Raw genomic sequence first — 26,838 nt, forward strand, 5'->3', positions numbered from 1 at the left:
ACTCTCCAGTTTGTGTATTTCTGCACGTCCAGAGTGGCGATCAATAACACGATCGCCATGGCCCCGCTGGTAATAAAAAGACATATTTTTATGATATTGCGGCTAATACCTTATTATTCCATTAGCGACCACAAGCCGCAGGCAGCGGGGCCTGCGGATCGCTCTCTACCTGAAATTTCCAGTCGTAATACGTTTTCGCTTTGGCAAACTGTTTTGGATCGTGACGAAAGCCGACTTTTTTCCGTGGCGTACCTTTTCCGAGACTGCGCACGCCAATCCAGCGTCCCTGAGGATCGAGGATCATCCCCCAGTTTTTACTCCCGGTTAGCGGGTCGGCGTAGTGCTGGCGCAGGTGATAAAGCGGTTTTCGCCCGCGTTTATCAATAAGCAGCTGTTCGAAACGCACGGGAAAACAGCCATCACCGTTGCCGCGGTAGGCCTGTATCGCCGCGCGGATTTGTTCGCCGCGAAATAAAAGCTCAGCCTCCTGCTGCGCCTGATAACGCATCTCCACCTCATCGCGGCTTTTCAGCAGCGACAACGCCAGCGTGGAGAGCGCAATCAGCAGCAGCAGATAGGTAAAACCTCCCTGTTGTTTAATCGAACGCATCGCGATGATCCTGACCGGGTTTAGGTGGCGTCTCGACGTCAATAATTTGCCCTTCGTCATCGGTCTTCGCCTCCCAGATATCGCGGCGGTTGGTGATGGGATCCAGCGGCATCTGGCGCAGATAACCGGCCTCGATCAGATCCTCCAGGCTGTACGGCCCCGCCAGGCGATCGCGGCGGTAGTGATCGATCGCGCTGCGCAGCGCATGCAGGTTATGCTCGCGCACCACCTCTTTGGCTCTGTCCGCGTGCTGGAAAAAACGTGGAGCGACCAGGGTCATCAATGTCGCGATGATCGCCATCACCACCAGCAGCTCGATGAGCGTAAAACCTTTTTCACCATTGCGCATAGGGCACTCCATTCAGACCGCTGGCCGTACTGGTACTACTGACATCAAACACGTCTTTCCCGCCGCCGCTGAAATCGCCGGGTGGCTGCGTGGATGCGCGTAAACGCCAGGTCTCTTCATCATTTTTTCCCTCGCAATCGCACATCGGATCGCGCGGTATATGGCGCAGGAAGTAGATCATCGCGCCAGTGGGCGATGTCTTATCCCGGACGCCTTCCACCAGGCTTTTTAGTGTCGGCGGATATCCCGATTCGCTGGTTTTTTTCTCAATGATGCCGTCCACGCTTGCCTGGTGATAACGGTCAATGGCATCGCGTAGCGTGCGCAGCGACTCACGTAGCTGCGTCTCCTGCTGCCGCTGATGGTAGTTACGCATCAGCGGCGCAGCGGCAGCGGCAAGCGTGGCGAGTAGCGCCAGCGTGACGATCATCTCAATCAAGGTAAAACCGCGCTGGCGCTGCATTACGATGCTCCGTTTTCCGTCTCTGACTCATCGAGGATCGGTGGCGGCAGCGTGGCCGCCCGGTCAGGGAAATGGGCCGGCGGCGCTAGCGCCGGTGCGGTAAACCCGCTCCCCGGCTCGTCGTGCTGCAGGTCGCGCAGTTGGATGCTGTCGCCCGTTAAATCGTCGCTGCCCATCTCAATGGTACTGACGTGGCTTCCCGGTAAATCGAGGTTGCGCTCAATGGTCGGCGTAATTAACAGCACCACCTCCGTGCGCTCTTTGTTGTCGGAATTGCTGCTAAACAGGCGGCCCAGCCCCGGAATGTCACTTAATAACGGCGTTCCTTTTTGGGTCGTGGTTTCATCCTGCTTGATCAGCCCTGCCAGCATCTGGGTCTCGCCGTTCATACTGCTGAGCGTGGTATTGGCTTCGCGTTTCGTGGTGCGGTAATACTTTGCTCCGTTCTCACCGGGTTCTTCGGCGCCCAGGGCACTGAGCGTGAACTTCACCTCCATTGAGATATTGTCATCCATACTGACTTCCGGGGTGACTTCCAGCTTCAGGCCGACGTCCTGATAATCCACTTTCTGTTGCGAAATCCCGTCATTGACGGTTGTGGTCAGTACCGGGATCGTTTGACCAATATCAACCAGCGCTTTTTTATTGTTTTTCACCCGGATCCGCGGGTTGGCCAGCACTCTGGCGTTGCTCAACACCTTTTTCATGTCAATGGTCATATTGTCGATATCGACCATGATATTTTTGGCGCTCAGGTCGCCCAGCGGGATCCCGCTTCCCTTTAAATCACCTTCTTTACTTTTCGCAAAACCCGCACTGATGGTTTGCGGCAGCTTCACGCCAAGCGCTTCGAGATCGTTGGTATTTACTTCCAGCACCTCAACGGCCAGCGTGACCTCCGCTTCAGGCCGGTCGAGCGTCACTAACAGGCGCTCCGCTTTTTCCACGTTCTCTTTTGGCCCGCGCAGGGTGACGGAGTTGGTTCGCTCATCAACGTGTACATCCTTCAGCTTGACCATATTGCGCAGGGCGACGTTGACCTCTTTTGCTTTCGCATAACCCAGGAAGATGGTTTTGACGACCACGTCGCGATAGATCTTCTCTTTTTGCGCGGTGGCGGGGTAGATCAGCAACGTATTGCTATTCAGCACCTTCTTCCGCAGGTTGTTCGACAACAGCAGCACGTTGATAGCATCTTCCGCAGTGGTGCGTTTGGCTATCAGGCTGCCGGTAGTGCTGGAGGAAATATCTTTGTCAAAAATGATATTGACCCCGGTCATCTGGCTGATGGTGTTAAAGATGGCCATCAGGCTGTGCTCGCGAAAATTAAGCGCTATCGTTTTTTGCAGTTCCCGGTTCAGACGCTGCTCCGGCTGGTTGATCCGCGACACCTCACGCATCAGGTGATCGCGCAGCGCGCGCGCCTGGGGCCAGTTGGGATCTTCTTCCAGCACCTGCTGGATTTTGTGCAGCGCGCGTGCCGGGTCGCGGGTGCTGTTAGCCACCGCCTCCTTATACAATGCGTCCAGCGCTCTACGGGCATCGAGTTTGCGTAAGCCCTGCAGGGCGCGCAGGTTACCGGGCTCATAGGTAAGCGCATCGCGCCACATTTGCGTCGCCAGGGTGTAATTGTTCTGACGCACCGCGAGATCGGCGTTTTTCAGATAGTCATTGACCAGCTTTTTGCTGATGTCAGCCTGCTCGGCGCGAAGCGCAATATCCTGTGGGCTGGCGATGCGCTGTTGATCTATCTCCTTAAGCCGCTTAACCAGCACCTGCGGCGAGGCGGTCACTGATTCCCGGACCGGAGGCGCCGCACGTTGTGCACAGCCGCTCAGTAGCGCGCATGACAACAAAAAAGTGAGAGCAATAGTTTTTTTCATGATTAATGTGTCGGTTCCGATTGCAGCTCATCCAGTTCCAGCCGCTGCTGGCTATGGGTGGGTTGCCATTCAAACAGGAGGTGGTCGTTCGCCACCGCTTTTAAAATCCAGTTGTTGACCGGCGAACTGCCGATCCAGATCCTGCCGTCCGCCCTGCAGCGCTCGCAGACCGGCCAGGTCTCTTTGCCATCCGTCAGCACAACGATCCTCTGACGGTTTTCCCACCAGGCACCGAGGAGCTGAAGCGGTAGCGGCGGTGCGGTTGGTGTCGCCTCTTCAGGCCGATAGTTTTCCGGCGGCTTTTCTGCTGCGTCTTGCGTCCTGCTATGTGGCGTTGAAAAGAGATCGATGCGCGTTGCGTGAGCCGTCTCCGGCTTTGCTGGCGCGGGGCGCGGGCGTGAGACCGGCTGCGCCTCAAGCGGCGCTTGCGATATCTCGTCATCGGCAAACTGGCTCCAGAAAACAGCACCGGCGGTCAGCACCAGCGCCAGCTGTAAATAGCGCGGCAGTTTCATGGCGACTCCTTCAACAGGCGAAGCTGCACGGTGGCGCTGAGCTGGCTTTCCGATGGCCCGGCGCGCCGCAGGCTTAGCTGCTCAATGCGTAACGGCAAAGTGCGGCTTAGCGTTTCCAGGGCGTCCATCAGCGGCAGATATTCACCGCGCAGCGGAATATCCAGCCGTAGCGCGGTTTTGCCGTCGTCGTTTTCCAGCTGATAGCGGCTGGCGTCGACCTTCATCCCTCGGCTCCTGAACTGCTCAAAAATGAGCCTGACCTGCTGATATTCTCCGAGGCTGATGCGGCTTTGCAGTTCCGGCTGCTGTTTATCCAGCGGCAGCGCGGTTTGTAGCTGCGCCTGGATCCGGGCAAGGTTCTCCTGCAAATGGATGGTGTGCGGCCGCACGCCGCCAAGCCATAACAGCAGCAGTCCTGCGGGCAGCCCGGCGAGCACGAGCGGAACCGTTCCGATGCGCCCGGCAAATAACGCCGCCTGCCAGCGCAGCACGGCGGGTTTATTCTGAAGCCGCATGGTGCGCCTCCGTCGTCACCTTGACGTCGAGTACCGCGTTAATCGGCCAGGCAGGATCGCCCTGCGCCGACTGGCGATGGTTTTCAAGCACCACATGCGCCGGCAACTGCTGTAGCCGCTCGCTAAAGGCGAGCAGGGCGTCAAGATTGCTTGCATTCACCGTAAGCCGCGCATCGCCTTTACTGGCAATGACGTCAATGCTCAGGAGCGCAATATCAGGCGTCAGTACGCTGCCGATGTTGTCCAGCAGCTTGATGGCCGGCGGGACGGCCTGCAGTTGCTGAGCCTGGCGCAACCGGCGCTGCTCCGCTTCACGCAGCTGGCGCAGCGCCTGCTGCCGTTGGGCGAGCTGCTGCTGTACCTGCGACGTCTCCAGCTCAAGGCGCTGGTGCTCAAACAGGCCATACATCACGGCACCGGTGAGCGGTAAGCAGAGGAGTCCGGTTAACAGCAGCGTGCGTGCGGCCCACGGGGAACTACGCGTAAACAGCGGCGTCATGAGGACTCTCCTGTAGCGCGACTTCCTGGTGATGCTCACCGTCGGTATGAATGACGTAGCCAGGACAGTCCTGCATTCCGCTTAGCCGGGCGATAACCCGCAACTGGGCGTCCATCTCCTGCTGTGGCAGGGTGAGTGTCCAGACGTCGCGCCAGCTGTGGTGCTGACGGCTGGCAATCCGGCTATGGTGGGGGCTCATCGCCACAAACAGGCCGTTTTCCGGCAGTGCGGCGGCGAAGTGGCTAAACAGCTTTTGAAACGGCGTGACAACACCGCGAAAACGCAGTCGCTCCCGACGCGCCAGCGTGACAAGCAGGTGCCAGCAAGGTTGCTTCAGGCACGCGGCCAGCGCTGACTGCTGCCAGTTAAGGGTCTCGAAGCGGACCAGCCAGTCGACGGGCGGACTCGCGCGATGAACCGCCTGCTGACGGGCGAGCTGGAGCAGTTCCTGCGGTGTGGTCACGCCGTCATGCCAGGGCTGAATTAAAAACGTCAGATCGTCGGTATCGAGGTGAAACTCCACCGCGTCACGCCACGGTAAGACGGAAGGGCGCAGGCGCAGCAGCGTTTCGAGCGCGGCTTCAAGAGGCTCATCTGGCCGGCGTTCATGGGTGGCGAGAACCACGTTGTTGCGGCGCAACCGCACGGCATGAGGCCAGATGTCGCACTGCCAGGTGTTAGTGAGTGATAACACGGTTCACCTCCTCCCAGGTGGTTTTGCCTTCGACCACGGCGCGCAGCGCGATGGTCGAGAGCGGAACAAAACCGTCATTCAGCGCCACTTCCTTTAGCTTGCGCCGGGGCGATCGCGCCAGCATTGCCTCTTTCATCGCATCGCTGAAATGCAGCACTTCCGCCAGCGCCAGCCTGCCGCGAAAACCGCTGTCGCGGCAGGTATCGCAGCCTCGCCCTCGACGCCAGCGGGGCGTGAGCTGCTGCAGCGGTCCGGATTGCCACGCCGCGAGAAGGTCATCTGTGGGCGTGGTGTCATCAATACAGTCCGGGCAAATCTGGCGCACCAGCCGTTGCGCCACGACGCCGTTAAGGGCGGTGATCAGGCTGGCGGGCTCTACCTGCATATATAAAAAACGTTCCAGTACGCTAAAGACGTCATTGGCGTGAACCGAGGAGAGCACCACGTGGCCGGTGAGCGCCGCCTGCACGGCAATGCCGGCGGTTTCACCGTCGCGGATCTCACCCACCAGGATGATGTCCGGGTCGTGACGCAAAATGGCGCGCAGGCCGCGGGCGAAGGTGAGCCCTTTTTTATCGTTGACCGGAATTTGCAGCACGCTGTTGAGCTGGTACTCCACGGGATCTTCAATGGTGATAATTTTGCATTCACCGCTATTGAGTTCGCTGAGTGCTGAATAGAGGGTGGTGGATTTCCCGCTCCCCGTTGGCCCGGTGACGAGTACCATACCGTGGGGCAGATGGGTTAACTGGCGAATCGCACCCAGCGTGTGCTCATCAAAGCCGAGCGTCTCCAGGCGCAGGTTTTGATCGTGAGATTTATCCAGCACGCGCAGTACGGCATCCTCGCCATAGACGCCCGGCATGATGGACACGCGAAAATCAACAGGACGCTGGAGAATCAACGCCTTAAAGCGCCCGTCCTGAGGCGTGCGTCGTTCGGAAATGTCCATGCAGCTTAATACTTTGAGACGGGAGATCACCTGCTCCGCCTGCTGAAGCCCGGCGCAGTGGCGAATGCTGTGCAGAACGCCATCGATGCGGTACTTCACCATCAACCCATCCGCGACGGCGCAAAGATGAATATCGCTGGCGCGGCTCTGCAGGGCATCAAACAGCGTGGCGTTAACCAGCTTAATGACGGCGTGGGGTTCACTGGCGATGGCTGCTGGGGTGATCTCCAGCCACCGGGCCTCTTTATTCTCTTCACTCTGCTGCTGCTCCAGCTGATCGAGCGTGCGCTGCTGTTTTGCCAGTTCATCAAGGCGGGCATTAAGCTGAGAGAGCGGGGCGAGCGCGGGGAGCGCATTCACGTTATAGGCCCACTGGCGCAGGGCCAGTGAAAACGGATCGCCCAGCGCAACGTGGAGCTGACCGTTAACGCGCAGCGGCAATGCTCGCTGGCTGAGCGATTCGGTCAGCGGCACGGCTTCGAAATCCTCTTCGCTGTCGGCGAGCTGTGTGGGTGAGAGCGGCGTGAGCCCCAGGGAACCGGCGGCTTCTTCTAACGCGCCGGGGAAACTGTCCAGCAGTTCCGCCAGCGCCTGACAGCGCTGCTCGTCTGGCAGGTCGAAAAGGGGTTCTACAGACGGTGAGTGAGACATTATTGCAATCCTCCTGCCAGTTCAAAAATGGGCATGTACAGTAAAAACACGACGAGCCCAACGATGCCGCCAACGACCATCATCAGAATCGGTTCAAAAATTTTGCTAAAGGTTTCAATCGCGCGTTCCAGCGATTCATCATAAAAAGCGGCGATCCGCTCGCACATGGCAGGCAGTTCGCCGCTGCGCTCGCCGACCTGCAGCAGGCGGCTGGCGACAGGAGTCGTCATCTGCTGGGCTTCCAGCATGCGGGAGAGCGACTCGCCGGCGGCGACGTCGCGGATAACCTGTTCAACCTGCTGACGATGCGTGGCGGGCAGGATCTCCCGGCTCAGCATTAACGCATCTGGCGCGGGAAGGCCGCCCTGTAACAGCAGGCCCAGCGTGCGGTAGAAACGCACCAGCACAGAAAGCTGGTGCTGCTGGCGTAAGGCGGGAATGCGCAGCAACAAACCGAGCGCACGCTGGCGCAGGCGCGGGCTGCGCACCGCCATCACGATGCCTGCGACCGCTGCCGCGCAACCGGCCAGCAGCAGCGAGCCATGGGTTTGCGTCAGGCGTCCCCACCAGAGGATAAGCTGTGCGCTGGCGGACGGGTTCTTCATCCCGTCAAACACCACGGAAAAACGCGGAATAATAAAGCCGAGCAGAAAGAACAGAATTATCCCGCCGGCGGCAATGACAATCGTCGGATAGAGCAGGGTTGATTTAATCCGCTTGCGCAGAATTTCCATTCTTGATTCGTAAAACTGAAAACGCTTTAGCGCCTCGGGTAAGTGTCCGGTTTGCTCAGAAGAGGCAACGGTGTTAATCAGCAGAGGCGGAAACAGTGCTGGTAGCGCCATCATCGCCTGGGAGAGTTGCGCTCCTTCGTAGAGCTTTTTAACCAGCGTATCCAGAACCAGCGAGGTGCCACCGTCGCGGCTGCTTTCGCGCAGCGCTTCGACGGCCTCAACCACGACCAGCCCGGCTTCCAGCAGAGCGATAAGCTCCTGCAAGAACAGATTCAGTGGAAAGCGTTTCTCCTTGCGGGCGGGGCGTTCCTGTACCTGCAAAACGATGCCGCCGGCGGCAATAATGCGGGCGCTGGCATCATCAGGCGACGCGGCAAGTACGGTCTGATTGACGCGTTTCCCCCCCTGGAGGATGGTGACGGTATATGGTTTCATTTTGGCGACAGTGTATGGCTCTGCCTTTTAAGGCGGGCATAATGCGGAGCCACTTTTTTTATGTATTGTTGACGAAGCGCGCGGCGCTGGGGGGTATTTGCCGTTCCGGCGTTATACGCCCCCACCGCGTCCCAGGTATAACCAAAGCGCTGGATTTGACCTGCCAGGATCCAGGCGCCGGTCATGACACTTTGGCAAGGGTCGGTTAGCAGATCTTTTTGACTAATACGAAATTTACGCAGCGCATCGAAGTGAATGCTATTGATCTGCATCAGACCGACATCCATTGAGCCATCACGATTTTTGTTGATGGCCCGGGTATTACCGTTGGATTCCACTATCGCTATCGCCTGTAATAGCTCTGGCTCAATGCCGTAACGTTCTCCCGCCAGCTGCCAGCAATCGGCCCGGCAGGAAAATACGCTGAAGATAAACAGCGAATATATGGACAGGCGCAACATATTCAGAACCCGTAAGTGACAGGCTTACCGTCTTTACCGCCGGAGGTTATTTCGACTTCATTAATGGCGTCTTTTGTCCGGGCGGGGTTATGCCACTGGTACGGATTGCCCCAGGGGTCTAACGGCACATGCTGGCTAAGATAAGGGCCATTCCAGTTTTGCGCGTTGGAAGGCTTTTCAGTCAGCGCTTTCAGACCTTGTGTTTCAGTTGGATAACTGCCGGTGTCGAGGCGATATTGCCCGAGTGCCTCAGCAAGCGAGCGCATCTGGCGCATGGCGGTTTTCTCCTTAGCCGAGTCGACATTTGAGAAGACTTTTGGCCCGACAAATCCTGCCAGCAGCGCAATAATCATCAGCACGACCAGCAGTTCAAGCAGGGTGAAACCACCCTGTTTTCGCATCACGTTTGTTGCATATTTCATTGAGAGCGTCCCTAGTTGGATAATAGTTGTGATTAATTCCTGAATTTTCCCTGATAAAAGAGCGGGAACACAGGTATGCCATCTTTTTTAATTGGTGAAGATGGGAAAATTAAATAAAGAAGCGTCTTACAGGATGCGAGAATTCTCCCGCGCTGTCGTTGAAGTATTTATTATAAATGCGAGAGATATTTCTTATTTAATACGGAGGGTTTCCTGATTCACCACTCTATTATCCCCAACGATCTCGGCGCTAAAAAAAAAGACAATTTGCGAGGTAATCCACAGGACTATCATCACAAAGCAATAAGGAACTTTGATGAAAAAACTTACATTATCTCTGTTAATTGGTAGCGCACTAATGGCGCAGTCGGCTTTCGCGGCGCAGGCACCGCGAGCGGTCACCTATCTGACCTCCTGGGGCGTTCCGGTCGAGTCCGTTGAGGATATGAAAGAGGTGAAAGCGGATACGTTCCTGCTTTCATTTGGTGGCTGGGATGCAAGCGGTAAGCTGTCCAGTTCCGATAATATTGTTGCAGTACCACAATATGATCCCTGGTACATTAATGCGCCAGCCTATGTCGTGTGGAGTCAGCTGAAGCTGGCGCACCCGGAGAAAAAAATGATGCTGGCGCTCGGCGGCGAGACGTATTCCGCGATGTGGTCTTATCTGAACAACGCGCAAACGCGAGAAACGCTGGCGCAGAATCTGGTGAATCTGCTGAATACCAACTTCCCGGTATATAAAAAGAACCTGAAGCCGGAAGAGATGGTTGGCGAATGCCTGAGCGCCGACTGGCAAGGCAAATGTAATATGGCGAACTACCAGAAGGCGGGTACCGTTCAGCTTGACGGCATCGATTTTGACTTTGAAAAACCCGATCGCGTCACGCCAGAGGAAAATGCAAACCTGCTGGATCTGGCTGAACGGGTTCGTAGCAAGCTCAATGCGTCCGGCAGCAAAAAGCTGCTGAGCCTGACCACCTATCACGTTGGTGCTGACCCGGAGAACTGCACCAACAGCGCGGTAACCGAGAATTGTTCCTTCGTTGAGGCGGCTCGCTCTTCACACCATGGCGAAGTTCTGCCGCTGCTGACGCAGGGGAAAAACGTTTTCGATTTCTTCAACGTCATGGCCTATGACGCCGGCCCACGCTTTAAGTATGACGTGGCGATGGCTAACTACGCCCGGGCGGTGGGTGATAAGAGCAAAATCGTTCTCGGTCAGACCATCAACTCCCAGTGGGGGCCAGAAGGTCGCTTTGTTGAAAACCGACAGAACAACGTAAACCGTGCGGGCTGGCAGGCGGAAAACGGCTATGGTGGGTTCTTTATCTGGACGTTGGGTTCAAACGATCAGCAGCTGTCCATCCCGCAGCAGGTTGACTATTTCAATGAAATGAAAGAGCGCGCGGACCTGATGTCGCCTGAACGCCCTCAGGACACCGTCGCGCCAACTGCGCCAGCAGGACTGAAGGTGCTGAACAATGGCTTGACTATCACCCTTGCCTGGCAGCCCTCCACCGATGACCGTGGCGTAGTGGGATATGACATCTACCGTAATGACATCAAAGTCGGGTCTTCAACGGACACCCAGTGGACTGATAATGCGGTAGAGACCGGCGGTGTGGTGTACCACTACAGCGTGAAAGCACGTGATGCAGCGAACAATATCTCTGAAAGCAGCAACGTGGTTAAGGTAGAAACCGTACAGGTCGAAGAGGGACGTCCTGACGCGCCAGGCGGCCTGGCCCTGGTTTCTTCGACGGAAAACAGCCTGACGGTGAAATGGAATGCGGTAGACAACGCGGTGAAATACCACGTACTACGCGATGGGGCGGAGTTACTCACCGTAAGCGGAACGCAGATCTTCGACAGCGGCCTGCGCGCGGGAACAACCTACAGCTACCAGGTGATCGCCGAAAATGCCAAAGGTCATCAGTCTCTCGCCAGTACACCGCTTAAAGCCACGACGAAAGAGGGGTCTGTGACGCCTGAGCCGGAAGGCGAGTGGAAAGTCGGTACGCGCTATAAGACTGGAGATATTGTCACGTATAACGGCACACAGTATCGCTGCGTGCAGGGGCATACGTCTCAGTCCGACTGGGCGCCGACTGCGGCTGCGACGCTTTGGCAGCCTATTCCTTAATCTTTCGCGGCCCTCGCAAGGGGGCCATTTTCAGGCGTAAGCACGCCTCATTTATTACTTTTTGTTAACTTATTGTTAGCATTTATAGTGCAAAAAATTAACAATGGCACTATTGTAGTGCAATATTTGCACTGTTTTTGTGCGTTCCATGTTCTTTTCTGGCCTTTATCGTCTCAGGATGCCGCTTGCATCTGTAACAATACGTTGCTGTAACCCCTTCATTTACTACCGCTTTTTTAAATCTCTTTTGAACCATTAAAAAATTGGTTCGTTTATTGCTTAATCATTAGCACGATAAGTAGCACGCCATATCAATAACTTATCGTTCATAAAAAGAAAATAACGATGATAGTGAGCGAACCAATATGGAAAAACCGTCACGGTTTCTGGCCAATTCCAGCACCGCACTTGAGCAACTGCGCGGGCTAATCAACCAGCATGAGTCAACACCAGGCACTCCGCTGCCCACGGAACGTGAGCTGTCGGAAACACTCGGCGTAGGACGACGCGAAGTGCGTCGCGCGCTGGACGTGCTGGAAGAAGAAGGGCGGATCTGGCGTAAACAGGGCAAAGGCACCTTTATTGGTCCGGCTGCCCCTGTTGAACCGCTGGCCCTTCAGGGATTGGTTCAGCAGACCAATCTGCTGGAAGTGATGGAAGCTCGTATACAGATCGAACCCGGCTTAGCCCGGCTTGCGGCACTGCGTGCCACCAGGGAAAACCTCGCGCTCATGCAGCGCATGCTGGAACGCATCGACAAGGTCAGCCCGGATGACCGCGATCTCAATGAACTCTGGGATAGCGCCTTTCACCGCGCCATTGCCGAGGCGGCGGGCAATCGCCTGATGCTCGGCCTGTTTGACGCCATTGACGCCGTGCGGCGCGAACCCGGCTGGCAGCATCTGCGTGAATTAGCCCGCACGCCCGAACGTGTCGACAGCTACAACGACCACCATCACAAGATCATGTCCGCGATTATCCATCGCCAGCCTAATGAAGCAGCGGCCGCCATGCGCGAACACCTGCTAAGCCTGCAAAACGCCCTGATTCAGGCGATCCACCTTGAGGACGATTTCACGCTATGACGACGATCCCGTTTAAGGACTCCACGCCTGTACTCCGGCTGAATAATCTCAACGTTAAGTTTTCCGGCTCGCCGGTCAGCGTCCTGGACGGCATTTCCCTGACGGTCAAAGCGGGCGAAACGCTGGCGCTGGTGGGGGAGTCCGGCTGCGGGAAAAGTATCACCTCACTGGCGCTGATGGGTTTACTGCCCGCCAGCGCGCAGATTGTCAGCGGCGAGATGCAGTTTCGCCGCCACGACCTGCGCAAGCTCTCGCCGCGGGAGTATGCCGATTTGCGCGGGAGCGAGCTGGCGATGATTTTCCAGGAGCCGATGACCTCGCTTAATCCGGCCTTCACGTTAGGCGATCAGCTCAGTGAAGCGGTCATGCGTCATCAGAACGTTACGCGCCCGGAGGCGATGAAGGTCGCGCTGCAGATCCTTGAAAAGGTGCAGATCCCGGCGGCGGAGATGCGCCTCAAGGCGTATCCGCACCAGCTTTCCGGCGGCATGCGCCAGCGCGTGATGATTGCCATGGCCCTGATCAACCACCCTAAACTGCTGATTGCCGATGAACCGACCACCGCGCTCGACGTCACCATCCAGGCACAAATCCTGACCCTGCTGAACACTCTAAAAGAGGAAACCGGCACGGCGGTGCTGATGATCACCCACGATTTGGGCGTGGTGGCCGAAGTCGCCCAGCAGGTGGCGGTGATGTACGCCGGGCAGGTGGTGGAGCAGGGGAGCGTTGAGGCAATATTCGCTGACCCGCAGCACCCGTACACCATCGGCCTGATGGGCTCGATCCCTTCGCTGGGCGCACGCAAAGGCCAGCTCTCCACCATTCCCGGATCGGTCCCGCTGCCGGAGTCCATGCCGAAAGGCTGCCGTTTCGCGACGCGCTGCCCGTTTGCGCAGTCGCGCTGTCATGATGAAAAACCGCAGCTCACCACGCTCGGCGCGGGCCATCAGGTCGCCTGCTTCCGCGTGCCGCTCGAACACCACATTGCCCTGGGAGAGACCGCATGACCACGCCCATTCTTGAAGCCCGGGACCTCAGCAAGCTTTTCCCCGGTCCGAAAAAACTCTTTTCCCCGGCCCGGTTTGTCACGGCGGTCGATCGCGTTTCGCTTGCCGTGATGCCGGGCGAAACGCTGGCGATTGTCGGCGAGTCCGGTTCCGGGAAATCCACCCTTGGCCGTCTGCTGCTGCGTCTGCTGGCCGCCAGCGAAGGACGCGTGTTTTATCAGGGGGAGGAGATTACTCACGCCACAGGCGCCCGTCTGAACCAGCTCCGGCGCGAACTGCAGATTATTTTTCAGGATCCTTTTGCCTCGCTGAACCCGCGCATGACGGTGGAGCAGATCGTCGGTGAGCCGCTGTGGCTGCACCAGAACATGAAGAAAGCGGATCGTCAGTACCGCGTCGCGGAGCTGCTCAAGACCGTTGGCCTGCCTGCCGCCTGGGCCGGGCGCTATCCGCACGAGTTTTCCGGCGGGCAGCGCCAGCGTATCGGCATTGCCCGCGCGCTGGCTTCGGGGCCAAAGCTGCTGCTGGGCGACGAGCCGGTTTCCGCGCTGGATGTGTCGGTGCAGGCGCAGGTGGTTAATTTGCTGGAGAGCCTGAAGCACCAGCTGGGGCTGACGATGGTGATCGTCGCCCACGGTCTGGCGGTGATCCGCCACATGAGCGACCGCGTGGCGGTGATGTACCTTGGGCAAATCGTTGAGCTTGCCACCGTCGACGAGATCTTTGACGCACCGCTGCACCCTTACACCCAGGCGCTGATCGCCTCGGCGCCGCAGATGCAGCCGGGTGTTGAGCGCGACGCGCCGCTGCTGCAGGGGGATCTGCCGAACCCGGCGAATCCGCCGTCGGGCTGTCGCTTCCACACCCGCTGCCCGTACGTCACTGACGAATGCCGCCAGGTCGAGCCGATTAATCAGGTGTTCGACGGCGGGCGTCAGGTTGCCTGCCACCGCTGGCAGGAAATTAACCGCGATCGCAGCGTTATCCAGATCGCACCGCCATCCGCAGCCTTTCTGCGCCGCCGCGCGCTGTTTGAACACGCGGCCACTCACTCCTCCCTTCCTTCAAGGAACTCATGATAATGACAATGCGTAATTCTCTTTTGACCGTACTGGGAAGTGTTATGTTGCTTGGCGCGGCGCTGCCCGCCCATTCTGAAAGCGTGCTGCGAATCGGCCTGGGAGCAGACCCGGACATGCTCGACCCGCACCTGGCGCGCACCTACTATGGCCGCTTCGTGTTTGCCTCCCTGTGCGACAGGCTGGTGGACGTCGACGAGCATCTGAAGGTCGTGCCAGGTCTCGCGAAATCGTGGGCCTGGAGCGCCGACGGCAAAACGCTGACCATGGATCTGCGCGAAGGCGTGACCTTCCATGACGGAGAGAAATTCGATGCCGCCGCCGCGAAATACAACCTCGACCGCGCCCTGACCCTCAAAGGCTCCCTGCGGAAAAGCGAGATCTCCTCCGTGGAATCGGTAGAGGTCACCGGCCCGATGCAGATAGCGCTGCACCTGAAAACGCCGGACGCCGCGCTGCTGATGCAGCTTACCGACCGCGCGGGCGCGATGATGGCGCCCGAGGCTGCGAAAAAGCCTGACTTTGCCGCCCATCCGGTCTGTTCCGGCCCGTACAAGTTCGACAGCCGCGTGTCGCAGGACCGCATCGTTCTGACCCGCTTCGACAACTACTGGAACAAAGGCGCCTACCACTTCGACAAAATTATCTATCTGCCGATCCCGGATGCCTCCGTGCGTCTGGCGAACCTGCGCGCGGGCGATCTGGATCTGACCGAAGGCATCGCCGCCAGCGACGTCAAAACCGTCGAAGCCGACAGCAAGCTGGCGCTGGCTAAGGTCACCGGCCTGGGCTATCAGGGGATCACCTTCAATATTAACAACGGCAAGGTCCCGGCGAACGATCCGTTCAAAGATGCCCGCGTGCGCGAGGCGTTTTCTCAGGCCATCGACCGCGATGCGTTAAACCAGGTGGTCTTTGAAGGGCTGTATACGCCAGCCAACCAGGCGTTTTCGACGGTCAGCCCGTATCACGTGAATCTGCCGGTTCCGCCGCGCGACGTTGATAAAGCCAAAGCGCTGCTCAAAGCGGCAGGCGTCACCGCGCCGCTGACCGTCAACCTGCTGGTGCCGAACAACCCAACCTCGCAGCAGGTGGGTCAGGTATTGCAGGCGATGGTCGCCGAGGCCGGCTTCACGCTGAACCTGCAGATGACCGAATTTGCCACGCTGCTGGATCGCCAGCAGAGCGGTGATTATCAGCTGAGCTTCTCCGGCTGGTCGGGTCGCCCGGATCCGGACGGCAGCATCTACGGCTTTATCCACAGCAATGGCACGCTTAACGATGGCCGTTACAGCAACGCGCAGGTCGATGAGTGGCTGACGCAGGCGCGCCAGAGCACCGACCAGGCCGCCCGCCAGCCGCTGTATGACAAGGTGGTGAAGCAGCTGCAAACCGATATGCCGATTGCCTACCTCTACTTCGAGCCGCGCATTTTTGGCCTGAACAAGCGCGTGCAGGGCTTTAAGCCTTACCCGGACGGCATCGTGCGTCTGGCGGGTTTGACGCTGGCGAAATAAACGTCCTGAGGAGAACCCATGCTGGAACTGATTTGCAAACGTCTGCTGCTGGCCGTCCCGACGCTATTGCTGGTGAGCATGATGGTGTTCGGGCTGCAAAAGCTGCTGCCCGGCGACCCACTGATTGCGATGGCCGGTGAGGAACGCGATCCGGCGGTGATCGCCCAGCTGCGCGCGGAGCTGAACCTGGATGCGCCGATCCCGGTTCAGTATTTCCACTGGCTGACGCGGGCGCTGCAGGGCGATCTGGGCGTCTCCTTGCGCACGCACGAGCCGGTGACCGAGCTTATCGCCAGCAAGCTGCCGGTTACGCTGGAGCTGTCGCTGCTGGCGATGATTATTGCGCTGGTGTTTGGCATCAGCATGGGGATCCTTGCGGCGGTGAACAAAAACAGCTGGGTCGATCACGGGGCGAACTTCGTGGCGATCTCGGGGATCTCTATTCCCCACTTCTGGCTGGGGATCTTGCTGATTCTGGTCTTCTCGGTGAACCTGCAGTGGCTGCCCGCGTCCGGCTACGTGCCGTTCAGTGAAGATCCGCTTCAGAACCTGCGCACGCTGCTGCTGCCCGCGTCCGTGCTCGGAACCGGGCTGGCGGCGACGCTGATGCGCCATACCCGCGCGTCGATGATTGCGGTGCTGAAAGCGGATTATATCCGTACCGCACGCGCCAAGGGGCTGCTGCCGAAGGCGGTCATTCTAAAGCACGCGTTTCGCAACGCGCTGGTACCGGTGATCACCCTCACCACGCTGCTGTTCGGCGAGCTGCTGGGCGGCGCGGTGCTGACCGAGCAGGTGTTCACCATTCCGGGCTTTGGCAAGATGATCGTCGACTCGGTGTTCAACCGTGACTACGCGGTGGTGCAGGGCGTGGTGCTGATCGTGGCGATCGGCTTCCTGCTGCTCAACCTGCTGGCTGACGTGCTCTACGTCCTTATCAACCCGAAAATGCGAGGTTAACGATGGCGGAACTGACGACGCAAACCGTAGCCCCCGCGCTGCCGCGCGCTCAGAACCGGGTGCTGAAGAAATTCCTCGCCAATAAAAGCGCGGTGATTGGCGCGCTTGTGGTGGGTTTCTTTGTGCTGGTGGCGCTGCTGGCGCCGTGGATCGCCCCGTTTGACCCGGTTAAAGCCAACTTCCTCGCGGTGCGCAAAGCGCCGTCAGCGATGTACTGGTTCGGCACCGACGAGCTGGGGCGCGACATTTTGTCCCGCATTATCTGGGGAGCGCGAACCTCGCTGATGGCGGGTTGTATGTCGGTGGTTATCGCGGTGGTCATCGGCGTGCCGCTGGGGCTGGTGGCGGGCTACTTCCAGAAGATGTGGGACGGCGTCATCTCGCGCTTTATCGAGGCGCTGCTGGCCTGTCCGTTCCTGATCATGGCGATCGCGCTGGGGGCATTTTTAGGCCCGAGCCTGACCAATGCGATGATCGCCATCGGTCTTTCGGCGATGCCGATCTTCGCCCGCCTGACGCGCGGGCAGGTGATCGCCATTCGCAACGAAGAGTACATCGACGGCGCGCGAGCGATAGGCCTGCCGGATCGCTGGATCATCATTAAATACGTTCTGCCAAACGTGATGTCGCCGATCCTGGTTCAGGCCACGCTGGCCATTGCCTCGGCGATTATTGCCGAAGCCAGCCTGTCGTTTTTAGGGCTGGGGCAGCAGCCGCCCAATCCGTCCTGGGGGTCCATGCTCAATACCGCGAAAGGTTTCCTTGAGCAGGCGCCGTGGATGTCCGTTTTCCCCGGCGTGGCGATTTTCCTTGCCGTGCAGGGCTTTAATTTACTTGGCGACGGGCTGCGCGATGCGCTCGATCCGCGCCACGACTAAGGAGTCATGATGACCAAAGCGCTTGATTTTACGTCCGGTTACGCTTCACGCCGCCCGCCGATGATGGGCCACAACGCCGTTGCCACTTCGCAGCCGCTGGCGGCGCAGGCGGGAATGAAAATGCTGCAGCTGGGTGGTAATGCCGTCGATGCGGCCATTGCCACCGCCATGGCGCTGACCGTTGTTGAGCCGACCGGCAACGGCATCGGCAGCGATGCCTTTGCCATCGTCTGGGACGGTGAAAAACTTCACGGCCTGAACGCGTCCGGGCGCTCGCCGGCCAGCTGGCATGCGGATCTGTTTGCCGGTAAAAGCGCAGTGCCGGAAATCGGCTGGGACGCGGTGACGGTGCCGGGTGCGGTGTCGGGCTGGGTGGCCCTGGCAGAACGCTTCGGCACGCTGCCGCTGACCACGCTGGCGCAGCCTGCGATTGACTACGCGCGCAACGGCTTCCCGGTCTCGCCGCTGATTGGTCATCTCTGGCAGCGCGGCTATAACAAGCTGAAAGATCAGCCGGGCTTTAGCGCCTGCTTTGCGCCGGAAGGCCGCGCCCCGCGCGTGGGGGAGATCTTCCGTAATCCGGCGCAGGCTCATTCGCTGGAGCTGATTGCCAAAACCAACGGTGAAGCCTTTTACCGCGGCGAGCTGGCGCAGAAAATTGCCGCCTTCGCCCAGGAGCACGGCGCGCACCTGTCAGCGGAAGATCTGGCAAACCATCGCGTGGACTGGGTTGAACTGCTGTCGCGCGACTTCGCGGGCGGCTCGGTACAGGAGCTGCCGCCAAACGGGCAGGGGATCGCCACGCTGATTGCGCTCGGTATTCTGGAGCAGTGCGGCATTGAGAAACATCATCCGGACTCCGTGCAGTCTCTGCACTTATCCATTGAAGCCATGAAGCTGGCGCTGGCGGATCTCGACCGCTACGTGGCGGATGAAGAACATATGGAGTTCGCAGCAAAAGAGCTGCTGAGCGACCACTATCTGAAGTCGCGTGCGGCGCTTATCGATCACGATAACGCCTCTGACTTTGTGTACGGTTCACCGACGCAGAGCGGTACGGTCTACATCAGCACCGCGGACGCCAGCGGGATGATGGTTTCGTTTATCCAGTCCAACTTTATGGGCTTCGGTTCAGGCATTGTGGTACCGGATACCGGAATCAGCCTGCAAAACCGCGGCTGCGGCTTTGTGCTCGATCCCAAACACCCGAACGCGCTGGCGGGCAGCAAGCGTCCTTTCCACACCATCATTCCGGGCTTTGCGATGGACGGCAACGGCAAGCCGCTGATGTCCTTCGGCGTGATGGGCGGCCCGATGCAGGCGCAGGGGCATATGCAGATGGCGCTGCGCATCATGCTGCACGGGCAAAACCCGCAGGCGGCCATCGACGCGCCGCGCTGGCGCGTGGTGCAGGGCAGGGAAGTGATCGTTGAATCGACGTTCGATCGCAACACCATTGCCGCGCTGCGCGAGCGCGGGCATCAGATCGTGGTGGAAGATCCGCTCCAGGATTACAACTTCGGCGGTGCGCAGGTAATCTATCGTATGCCGGAAGGGCACTACGTGGCCGCGACGGAGAGCCGCAAAGACGGGCAGGCGTTAGTGAGTTAAAAGAAGCGAGCAACATTGGTAGGCCGGGTAAGGCGTAGCCGCCACCCGGCATTTTTTCACCCGATGCTAAACGGATCCGCATCCTGCCACGCCGGGAACTTCTCCCGATACTCCTTCAGCGCCGTCAACGACAGCTCCGCATCAATGCGCGTCGCCTGATGCGGCTCGGCGGTGGCAATAATCTCGCCCTGCGGGTTCACCACCCGGCTGTCGCCGCGGTAGTGGTGGCCGTTGCCGTCCGTCCCCACGCGGTTACAGCCCACCACGTACGCCTGGTTCTCAATCGCGCGAGCCACCAGCAGCGCCTGCCAGTGCAGCGAGCGCGGCGCGGGCCAGTTGGCGACGTACAGCGCCAGGTCGTAATCGTTGCGGTTGCGCGACCATACCGGGAAGCGCAGGTCGTAGCAGACCAGCGGCAGGATGCGCCAGCCGCGCCACTCGAACACCACGCGCTCGTTACCGGCTTCATAATGATGATGTTCATCGGCCATGCGGAACAGGTGGCGTTTATCGTAAAAATGCACCTTTCCTTCCGGCTCAACCAGCAGGAAGCGGTTCACCGGGCCGCGTTCCGTCTGCAGTGCGGCGCTCCCGGCGATCAGCGCGTTGGTTTGCTGCGCTTTGGCATGCATCCAGGCGACCACCTCTTCCTGGGGCATCGACTGTTTCGCCGCTTCCATCGCGAAGCCGGTGGTAAACATCTCCGGCAGGACAATCACATCTCGCCCGGTAATCTCTTCCAGTTGACGATCAAAGTGGCGCAGGTTGGCAGGGCCATCCATCCACACTAAAGGCTGCTGCAAAATCGAAATCTTCAAACCAGGCACGATACAGACTCCTCAAACGACCCCTTTTTGACACTGTAGCACGTCATTACGAGAAAATGTGGCAATAAAAAACCCCGCACCGGGCGGGGTTTGTCATAGCGAAGCGGGTTATGCCGCTTCAGGTTTGCGATGCTTCTCCGGCAGCTTTACCGGCTGCGTCGCCAGCTCTTCCGGTTCGAAATCATCCACGTTAATACTGCGCAGACGGCTCTCTTCGGCTTTCACCAGCAGCGCAGCTTCGTCGTTATTGATAATGCCACCGGCCAGCGCCTGTTTCGCCAGTTCGTCCAGACGGGTAAACGGCAGGTTTTTACCCAGCTGTTTGCAGATTTTCTGGTGAATCGGGTCGGCGGCCATCACGTCCAGCAGCGCCTCTTCCAGCAGGCCCACCGGGTTATGCGGCGTTGGTGCCAGATACTGACCGCGGCCAATGCGGGAGCGGGTTGCGCTCGGAACCTGCAGGATCTTCGCCACCTTGTGGTCCAGCTTGTCGGACGGCGCCAGATGATGACGACCGGTCGGGAAGATCACCACGCGCAGAGCGCCAGCCACGAAGCGGTTCGGGAAGTTCGCCAGCAGGTCGTCAATCGCCTGTTCCGCCTGATACATCGCATCCTGCACGCCCCAGTGCACCAGCGGCAGATCCGCTTCCTGACGGCCTTCGTCGTCGTAGCGTTTCAGCACCGCAGAGGCCAGGAAGATCTGGCTCAGCACGTCGCCCAGACGGGCGGAGATACGCTCGCGACGCTTCAGGCTACCGCCCAGCACCGCCATGGAAACGTCGGACAGCAGAGCCAGGTTGGCGCTCAGACGGTTCAGATGCTGGTAGTAACGTTTGGTCGCATCGCCGGTTGGCGTCGCGCTGGTCAGGCCGCGCGTCAGGCCCAGCCAGAAGCTCCGCACCTTGTTGCTGCCCACGTGACCGATATGTTTGAACAGCAGTTTGTCGAAGGCGTCCACGTCGTTATTCTGCGCAGCGGCCATCTCTTCCAGCACGTACGGATGGCAGCGAATCGCACCCTGGCCGAAGATCATCATGCTGCGGGTCAGGATGTTAGCCCCTTCCACGGTGATGGCAATCGGTGCGCCCTGATAGCCGCGCGCCAGGAAGTTGCCTTCGCCGAGCATAATGCCTTTACCGCCCGCGATATCCATCGCGTCAATGATCGACTGCTGCGCGCGGTGGGTACAGTGGTACTTCACAATCGCGGACAGCACGGCCGGTTTTTCGCCCAGCATGATGCCGTAGGTAATCAGGGATGCAGCGGCGTCCATCACGTAGGCGTTGCCCGCGATGCGCGCCAGCGGCTCTTCGATACCTTCCATCTTGCCGATGGAGATTTTGAACTGACGGCGAATGTGGGCATAAGCGCCAATTCCCATCGCGACGGACTTCAGGCCGCCGGTTGAGTTCGACGGCAGGGTAATACCGCGACCCACCGACAGACATTCCACCAGCATGCGCCAGCCCTGACCGGCCATTTTCGGGCCGCCGATGATGTAGTCAATCGGCACGAAGATATCCTGGCCGCGGGTCGGGCCGTTCTGGAACGGCACGTTCAGCGGGAAGTGACGACGGCCAATTTCCACACCCGGCGTCGAGGTTGGGATCAGTGCACAGGTAATGCCCAGATCTTCTTCACCGCCCAGCAGTTTTTCCGGGTCGGAGAGCTTAAAGGCCAGGCCCAGCACGGTGGCGATAGGTGCCAGGGTGATATAGCGTTTGTTCCAGGTCAGGCGCATGCCCAGCACCTGCTGGCCCTGCCACTCGCCCATACAGACCACGCCGGTATCCGGGATTGCGCCTGCATCGGAGCCTGCTTCCGGGCTGGTCAGCGCGAAGCACGGGATTTCCTGACCGCGCGCCAGTCGCGGCAGATAGTGATCTTTCTGCTCTTCCGTACCGTAATGCTGCAGCAGTTCGCCCGGGCCTAAGGAGTTCGGTACGCCGACGGTAATCGCCAGGATCCCGGAAACGCCCGCCAGCTTTTGCAGCACGCGAGCCTGCGCGTAAGCGGAGAACTCAAGACCGCCGTACTCTTTCTTAATGATCATCGCGAAGAAGCGATGCTCTTTCAGGTACGTCCACAGCTCCGGCGGCAGGTCGGCCATTTCGTGGGTGATAGCAAAGTCGTTCGCCATGCGGCACGCTTCTTCCACCGGGCCGTCAATAAAGGCCTGTTCTTCGGCGGTCAGGCGCGGCTGCGGATAGTTGTGCAGCTTTTTCCAGTCCGGGTTGCCCTGGAACAGGTCGCCTTCCCACCAGGTGGTGCCCGCATCAATCGCTTCTTTCTCGGTGCGCGACATCGGCGGCATCACTTTGCGGAAGCCTTTAAATACTGGCGCGGAGATCATCGACTTACGCATCGGGGCCAGGTTAAACGGCAGCAGAATGATGGCAAGAGGGACCAAAATCCAGATATTCCAGAGACCTGCGACGCCAAGCGCAGCCGTCCAGGCCAGAAGAATCAGGCTGCTCAGGAATAAACTGACGCGGTGATAGAACAACACACCGAGCAGTACAACGGTTGCGAGAATGCTCAAAATCATCATAAAGAAAAGCTCCCTTGCTTGTAGGAGGTCTGACCACTTGTGATGATATGGTTGTAGTTGATGTGAATTCCTTTAGCAATGTGTTTACAAAATAATTACAACCTGGTTCACATTGTTCGCGTTTTCGCCGGCACAAAAAATCAAAACGCCGGACGATTCGCATGGCTTTAGCTTCTCGCTTTTCCCGCTATCCGGTACACTCCACTGTGTTATTTCATCAATACTGAAGGATTATCCTCATGTACCAGGATCTTATTCGTAACGAACTGAACGAAGCGGCGGAAACGCTGGCGAACTTTCTGAAAGATGATGCCAATATTCACGCTATTCAGCGCGCGGCGGTCCTGCTGGCCGACAGTTTTAAGGCCGGTGGCAAAGTGCTCTCCTGCGGTAACGGCGGTTCCCACTGTGACGCCATGCACTTCGCCGAAGAGCTGACCGGACGCTATCGCGAAAACCGTCCGGGCTACCCGGCGATTGCGATTTCCGACGTGAGCCACATCTCCTGCGTAGGCAACGACTTCGGTTACGACCACATCTTTTCCCGCTACGTTGAGGCAGTAGGCCGTGAAGGCGACGTGCTGCTGGGTATCTCTACCTCCGGTAACTCCGCGAACGTGATCAAAGCGATCGCCGCCGCGCGTGAAAAAGGGATGAAGGTCATCACCCTGACCGGGAAAGATGGCGGTAAGATGGACGGTACGGCGGATATCGAAATTCGCGTTCCGCACTTCGGCTATGCAGATCGCGTTCAGGAAATTCACATCAAAGTGATCCACATCCTGATCCAGCTGATCGAAAAAGAGATGGTTAAGTAAGACTTCGCTGGGGGGCGCCGGTGCCCCCCGCTGTTGTGGAGGTGATGTATGTGCGAACTGCTCGGGATGAGCGCCAATGTGCCAACCGATATCTGCTTTAGCTTCACCGGGCTGGTTCAGCGCGGTGGGGGAACCGGGCCGCATAAAGACGGCTGGGGCATCACCTTCTACGAAGGCAAAGGGTGTCGCACGTTTAAAGATCCACAGCCCAGTTTTAACTCACCGATTGCCAAACTGGTGCAGGACTATCCCATTAAATCCTGTTCGGTGATCGCGCATATTCGCCAGGCAAACCGCGGCGAAGTTGCGCTGGAAAATACCCATCCCTTTACCCGCGAGCTGTGGGGCCGTAACTGGACCTACGCGCACAACGGGCAGCTTACGGGCTATAAATCTCTGGAAACGGGCAACTTCCGCCCGGTGGGCGAAACGGACAGCGAGAAGGCCTTCTGCTGGCTGCTGCACAAGCTGACGGAACGTTATCCGCGCACGCCCGGCAATATGGCCGCCGTATTCAAATACATCGCGACGCTGGCAGCCGAATTGCGTGAAAAAGGCGTATTTAACATGCTGTTGTCTGACGGGCGCTACGTGATGGCGTTCTGCTCGACGAATCTCTTCTGGATCACGCGCCGTGCGCCGTTTGGCGTTGCTACGCTGCTCGATCAGGATGTGGAGATAGATTTTCAGAAAGAGACCACACCGAACGATGTGGTCACTGTTATTGCAACGCAGCCGCTGACGGGCAACGAAACCTGGCAAAAGATTATGCCAGGCGAGTGGGTGCTATTTTGTCTCGGGGACCGTGTAATTTGACGCCAGCTGCGGGTGGACGACTTCGTGGCTCAGCGGTTTGCTGACCACGTAACGGCCATCGACGATAGAGACTACCGGCGGCTTGTGGGTCTGCTCAAAGTAGTCATAACCCGGCTTCAGCTGTTTCCAGAAATCGGCGTAGTAAGAGTACTTATGGCGCGCCATATTGGCATCGGTCATGCGGAACGGATAGATGCTGACCTGAACGTTAGGCTGCCCAAAGACCAGTGCGCCGGTTACGAACTGGAAAATCTCATCAATGCCGGAGTCGGTCATCGCGTAGCAGCCGACAGACACGCAGGCACCGTGGATCATCAGGTATTTCCCTTCATAACCGTGAGCACGGTCATAGGCGTTCGGGAAACCGATGTTGATGGCTTTATAGAAGCGGCTATCCGGCTTTAACTGGTTACGCTGAACGTTGTAAAAACCTTCCGGGCTTTTGAAATCGCCCTGACGCTGTTTCGGGCCCAGCCCGCCGGAATAGTTACAAATTTTGTAGCTATCAAGCAGCTGATATGTTTCGCCCATTTTTACAAACAGATCGAGCGTGCGCTCTTCCTTGAAGATTTGAATATAAACCGGGGATCCCATTAACTGCTGTTTATATTCTTTGCTGATCGGCGTGGTGGAGCTGTTGCTGCTGAGCAGCCCGGCAAACGACATGCACGGAATCAGAAGCATCGCAATGAACAATGCGATTTTACGCATACTACAAATTCCTTGATAAAACCTGGACTAACTTGCCAGGACGGCAAAAGAGACCCGAAATCAGATTATTCTGTTAGGTGCGCTCACATTAGCACCGCTATAGATTTTCGCAAGAGCCGGGCGGTGAGTTTACAAATTAGTTTTACTTTATAAACCATCAAAAACGCGCTGGCTCCAGGAACTTTGCGTAATAGCTCGCATTTTGGCGCGCCCGACCGTGGATCCCCTGCCCGAGAGAAGGGGGAAATGTTACACTTTGCGCCCACTGGATTGTTGTTTATGGAAACCTGCTAACCACATGTTTAAAATAAAAAAAGGACTTAATTTGCCGATTGCAGGCGTGCCTGAGCAGCACGTCTCGTGTGGCGCAAGCGTCCGTCATGTCGCAATTTTAGGTGACGATTATCTGGGAATGCGTCCTTCAATGCTGGTGCAGGAGGGCGATCGCGTGATCAAAGGGCAGGCGCTCTTTGAAGACAAAAAAAATCCCGGCGTCATGTTCACGGCCCCCGCCAGCGGCACCGTGGTAGCGATCAACCGCGGCGAGCGTCGCGTGCTGCAGTCGGTGGTAATCCGCATTGAAGGCGATGAACAGCGTGAGTTTGCTCGTTATGATGCGGCAGACCTCGCGACGCTTAGCCGCGAAGATGTGCAGGCTCAGCTGCTCGCGTCCGGCCTGTGGACGGCGCTGCGTACGCGTCCTTTCAGCAAATCACCTGTTCCTGATACCGCCCCGGCTGCCATTTTCGTGACGGCCATCGACACCAACCCGCTCAGCGCAGACCCGCAGCCCATTATCCTGGCGCAGCGTAAAGCCTTTGATGCCGGGCTGACCGTTCTGACTCGCCTGACGCCCGGAAAAGTGCACGTTTGCCAGGCCAGCGGCGGCATGCTTGGCGGCCATCCGCAGGGACAGGTTACGTTTAATGAATTTTCCGGCCCGCATCCGGCGGGTCTGGTCGGGACCCATATCCACTTCCTTGAGCCGGTAAGCCTTAAAAAACAGGTCTGGCACCTTAATTATCAGGATGTCATTGCCATCGGTAAGCTCTTTACGACGGGTGAACTTTGCGCTGAACGGATTATCGCTATCGGCGGGCCGCAGGCCGCAAACCCGCGTCTGGTTAAGACGCTTCTGGGAGCAGACATTAATGAACTGCTGGCAGGGGAAACGAAAGAGGGTGAAAACCGCCTCATTTCCGGTTCGGTACTCAGCGGCCGCCGCGCTGTCAGTGCGCACGCGTACCTGGGACGTTTCCATCTTCAGGTGAGCGTCGTTCTGGAAGGGCGTGAGAAAGAGCTGTTCGGCTGGGTTCTGCCTGGCGCAGAAAAATACTCCGTCACCCGCACCACGCTTGGCCACTTTCTGCGTCATAAGCTCTTTAACTTCTCTACCAGCACAAACGGCGGCGAGCGCGCGATGGTTCCGATTGGCAACTACGAACGTGTAATGCCGCTGGATATTCTGCCTACCGTGCTGCTGCGCGATCTTCTGGCAGGCGATACCGACGGCGCGCAGGCGCTCGGTTGTCTGGAACTGGATGAAGAAGATCTGGCGCTCTGTACCTATGTGTGTCCGGGTAAATACGAATATGGACCCGTATTGCGCGAGGTGTTAACCCGCATTGAGCAGGAAGGATAACC

General features: G+C 58.2%; 26 protein-coding genes. 11 read left to right on the forward strand and 15 right to left on the reverse strand.

Annotated elements, in window-relative coordinates; genetic code table 11:
• Positions 1-121: 121 nt before the first annotated feature.
• From DG357_RS04670 to gspG, 12 genes are all read right to left on the reverse strand, one after another.
• Complete coding sequence (locus tag DG357_RS04670; protein ID WP_047367555.1) at positions 122-610, reverse strand: type II secretion system protein; 489 nt, start codon at positions 608-610, stop codon at positions 122-124.
• Positions 597-959, reverse strand: coding sequence for a type II secretion system protein (locus DG357_RS04675; RefSeq protein ID WP_080339181.1), 363 nt, complete (start codon positions 957-959; stop codon positions 597-599). The genes DG357_RS04670 and DG357_RS04675 overlap by 14 nt, the downstream gene beginning before the upstream one ends.
• Positions 946-1,422, reverse strand: coding sequence for a type II secretion system protein (locus DG357_RS04680; protein WP_028012053.1), 477 nt, complete (start codon positions 1,420-1,422; stop codon positions 946-948). Before DG357_RS04680 ends, DG357_RS04675 begins: the two co-directional genes overlap by 14 nt.
• Positions 1,422-3,215 (reverse strand): secretin N-terminal domain-containing protein, encoded by a 1,794-nt coding sequence (locus DG357_RS04685; protein WP_223824739.1) that lies wholly within the window; start codon positions 3,213-3,215, stop codon positions 1,422-1,424. The genes DG357_RS04680 and DG357_RS04685 overlap by 1 nt, the downstream gene beginning before the upstream one ends.
• 92 nt (positions 3,216-3,307) lie before the next feature.
• A complete protein-coding gene (locus tag DG357_RS04690; protein ID WP_063155402.1) occupies positions 3,308-3,820 on the reverse strand; it encodes a hypothetical protein in 513 nt (170 codons plus the stop codon).
• Positions 3,817-4,335, reverse strand: a complete 519-nt coding sequence (locus DG357_RS04695; protein WP_028012056.1) for a hypothetical protein — start codon at positions 4,333-4,335, stop codon at positions 3,817-3,819. Before DG357_RS04695 ends, DG357_RS04690 begins: the two co-directional genes overlap by 4 nt.
• Positions 4,319-4,834, reverse strand: a complete 516-nt coding sequence (locus DG357_RS04700; protein WP_088205264.1) for a hypothetical protein — start codon at positions 4,832-4,834, stop codon at positions 4,319-4,321. The genes DG357_RS04695 and DG357_RS04700 overlap by 17 nt, the downstream gene beginning before the upstream one ends.
• Complete coding sequence (locus DG357_RS04705; protein ID WP_088205263.1) at positions 4,812-5,528, reverse strand: hypothetical protein; 717 nt, start codon at positions 5,526-5,528, stop codon at positions 4,812-4,814. Before DG357_RS04705 ends, DG357_RS04700 begins: the two co-directional genes overlap by 23 nt.
• Positions 5,512-7,131: a GspE/PulE family protein gene (locus tag DG357_RS04710; protein WP_028012059.1), complete on the reverse strand. Its 1,620-nt coding sequence runs from the start codon at positions 7,129-7,131 to the stop codon at positions 5,512-5,514. Before DG357_RS04710 ends, DG357_RS04705 begins: the two co-directional genes overlap by 17 nt.
• A complete protein-coding gene (locus DG357_RS04715; protein WP_088205262.1) occupies positions 7,131-8,300 on the reverse strand; it encodes a type II secretion system F family protein in 1,170 nt (389 codons plus the stop codon). The genes DG357_RS04710 and DG357_RS04715 overlap by 1 nt, the downstream gene beginning before the upstream one ends.
• A complete protein-coding gene (locus tag DG357_RS04720; RefSeq protein WP_032644836.1) occupies positions 8,297-8,761 on the reverse strand; it encodes a lytic transglycosylase domain-containing protein in 465 nt (154 codons plus the stop codon). Before DG357_RS04720 ends, DG357_RS04715 begins: the two co-directional genes overlap by 4 nt.
• A gap of 2 nt (positions 8,762-8,763) precedes the next feature.
• Positions 8,764-9,183 (reverse strand): type II secretion system major pseudopilin GspG, encoded by a 420-nt coding sequence (gspG, locus tag DG357_RS04725; protein WP_045630682.1) that lies wholly within the window; start codon positions 9,181-9,183, stop codon positions 8,764-8,766.
• Between the two features lie 316 nt (positions 9,184-9,499).
• On the opposite strand from gspG, the gene DG357_RS22920 reads away from it, so the two are divergent.
• The 8 genes from DG357_RS22920 (at position 9,500) to DG357_RS04765 (ending at position 19,469) form a co-directional block, all read left to right on the forward strand.
• Positions 9,500-11,329, forward strand: a complete 1,830-nt coding sequence (locus DG357_RS22920; protein WP_088205261.1) for a glycosyl hydrolase family 18 protein — start codon at positions 9,500-9,502, stop codon at positions 11,327-11,329.
• Between the two features lie 365 nt (positions 11,330-11,694).
• Positions 11,695-12,414: a FadR/GntR family transcriptional regulator gene (locus DG357_RS04735; RefSeq protein ID WP_028012064.1), complete on the forward strand. Its 720-nt coding sequence runs from the start codon at positions 11,695-11,697 to the stop codon at positions 12,412-12,414.
• Positions 12,411-13,424, forward strand: a complete 1,014-nt coding sequence (locus tag DG357_RS04740) for an ABC transporter ATP-binding protein (protein ID WP_047367562.1) — start codon at positions 12,411-12,413, stop codon at positions 13,422-13,424. The genes DG357_RS04735 and DG357_RS04740 overlap by 4 nt, the downstream gene beginning before the upstream one ends.
• Complete coding sequence (locus DG357_RS04745; protein ID WP_088205260.1) at positions 13,421-14,503, forward strand: ABC transporter ATP-binding protein; 1,083 nt, start codon at positions 13,421-13,423, stop codon at positions 14,501-14,503. Before DG357_RS04740 ends, DG357_RS04745 begins: the two co-directional genes overlap by 4 nt.
• Positions 14,504-14,505: 2 nt before the next feature.
• Positions 14,506-16,020: an ABC transporter substrate-binding protein gene (locus DG357_RS04750; protein ID WP_028012067.1), complete on the forward strand. Its 1,515-nt coding sequence runs from the start codon at positions 14,506-14,508 to the stop codon at positions 16,018-16,020.
• Positions 16,021-16,038: 18 nt separating this feature from the next.
• Positions 16,039-16,980 carry an ABC transporter permease gene (locus tag DG357_RS04755; RefSeq protein WP_028012068.1) on the forward strand — a complete coding sequence of 314 codons (942 nt, stop codon included), beginning with the start codon at positions 16,039-16,041 and terminating at the stop codon, positions 16,978-16,980.
• 2 nt (positions 16,981-16,982) lie between these two features.
• Positions 16,983-17,858 carry an ABC transporter permease gene (locus DG357_RS04760; protein WP_028012069.1) on the forward strand — a complete coding sequence of 292 codons (876 nt, stop codon included), beginning with the start codon at positions 16,983-16,985 and terminating at the stop codon, positions 17,856-17,858.
• 9 nt (positions 17,859-17,867) lie between these two features.
• Complete coding sequence (locus DG357_RS04765; RefSeq protein WP_088205259.1) at positions 17,868-19,469, forward strand: gamma-glutamyltransferase family protein; 1,602 nt, start codon at positions 17,868-17,870, stop codon at positions 19,467-19,469.
• 56 nt (positions 19,470-19,525) lie between these two features.
• Here DG357_RS04765 and DG357_RS04770 read toward each other — a convergent pair whose 3' ends face one another.
• Positions 19,526-20,296: an amidohydrolase gene (locus DG357_RS04770; protein WP_041911141.1), complete on the reverse strand. Its 771-nt coding sequence runs from the start codon at positions 20,294-20,296 to the stop codon at positions 19,526-19,528.
• Positions 20,297-20,404: 108 nt separating this feature from the next.
• Entirely contained in the window at positions 20,405-22,849 is a 2,445-nt protein-coding gene (gene fadE, locus DG357_RS04775) for an acyl-CoA dehydrogenase FadE (RefSeq protein ID WP_088205258.1), read from the reverse strand.
• 239 nt (positions 22,850-23,088) lie between these two features.
• On the opposite strand from fadE, the gene lpcA reads away from it, so the two are divergent.
• Entirely contained in the window at positions 23,089-23,667 is a 579-nt protein-coding gene (lpcA, locus tag DG357_RS04780) for a D-sedoheptulose 7-phosphate isomerase (RefSeq protein WP_003863232.1), read from the forward strand.
• 48 nt (positions 23,668-23,715) lie between these two features.
• Entirely contained in the window at positions 23,716-24,483 is a 768-nt protein-coding gene (locus tag DG357_RS04785; RefSeq protein WP_028012073.1) for a class II glutamine amidotransferase, read from the forward strand.
• Here the strand turns inward: DG357_RS04785 and dpaA are convergent.
• The gene (gene dpaA / locus DG357_RS04790; protein WP_041911140.1) at positions 24,454-25,194 is read right to left on the reverse strand and encodes a peptidoglycan meso-diaminopimelic acid protein amidase; all 741 of its coding nucleotides are present in this window, start codon (positions 25,192-25,194) and stop codon (positions 24,454-24,456) included. The two genes, DG357_RS04785 and dpaA, sit on opposite strands and share 30 nt — an antisense overlap.
• 298 nt (positions 25,195-25,492) lie before the next feature.
• On the opposite strand from dpaA, the gene DG357_RS04795 reads away from it, so the two are divergent.
• Positions 25,493-26,836, forward strand: a complete 1,344-nt coding sequence (locus DG357_RS04795; protein ID WP_088205257.1) for a Na(+)-translocating NADH-quinone reductase subunit A — start codon at positions 25,493-25,495, stop codon at positions 26,834-26,836.
• The last annotated feature ends 2 nt before the right edge of the window (positions 26,837-26,838 follow it).

It is taken from the genome of Enterobacter bugandensis, assembly GCF_900324475.1.
Classification (GTDB): domain Bacteria; phylum Pseudomonadota; class Gammaproteobacteria; order Enterobacterales; family Enterobacteriaceae; genus Enterobacter; species Enterobacter bugandensis.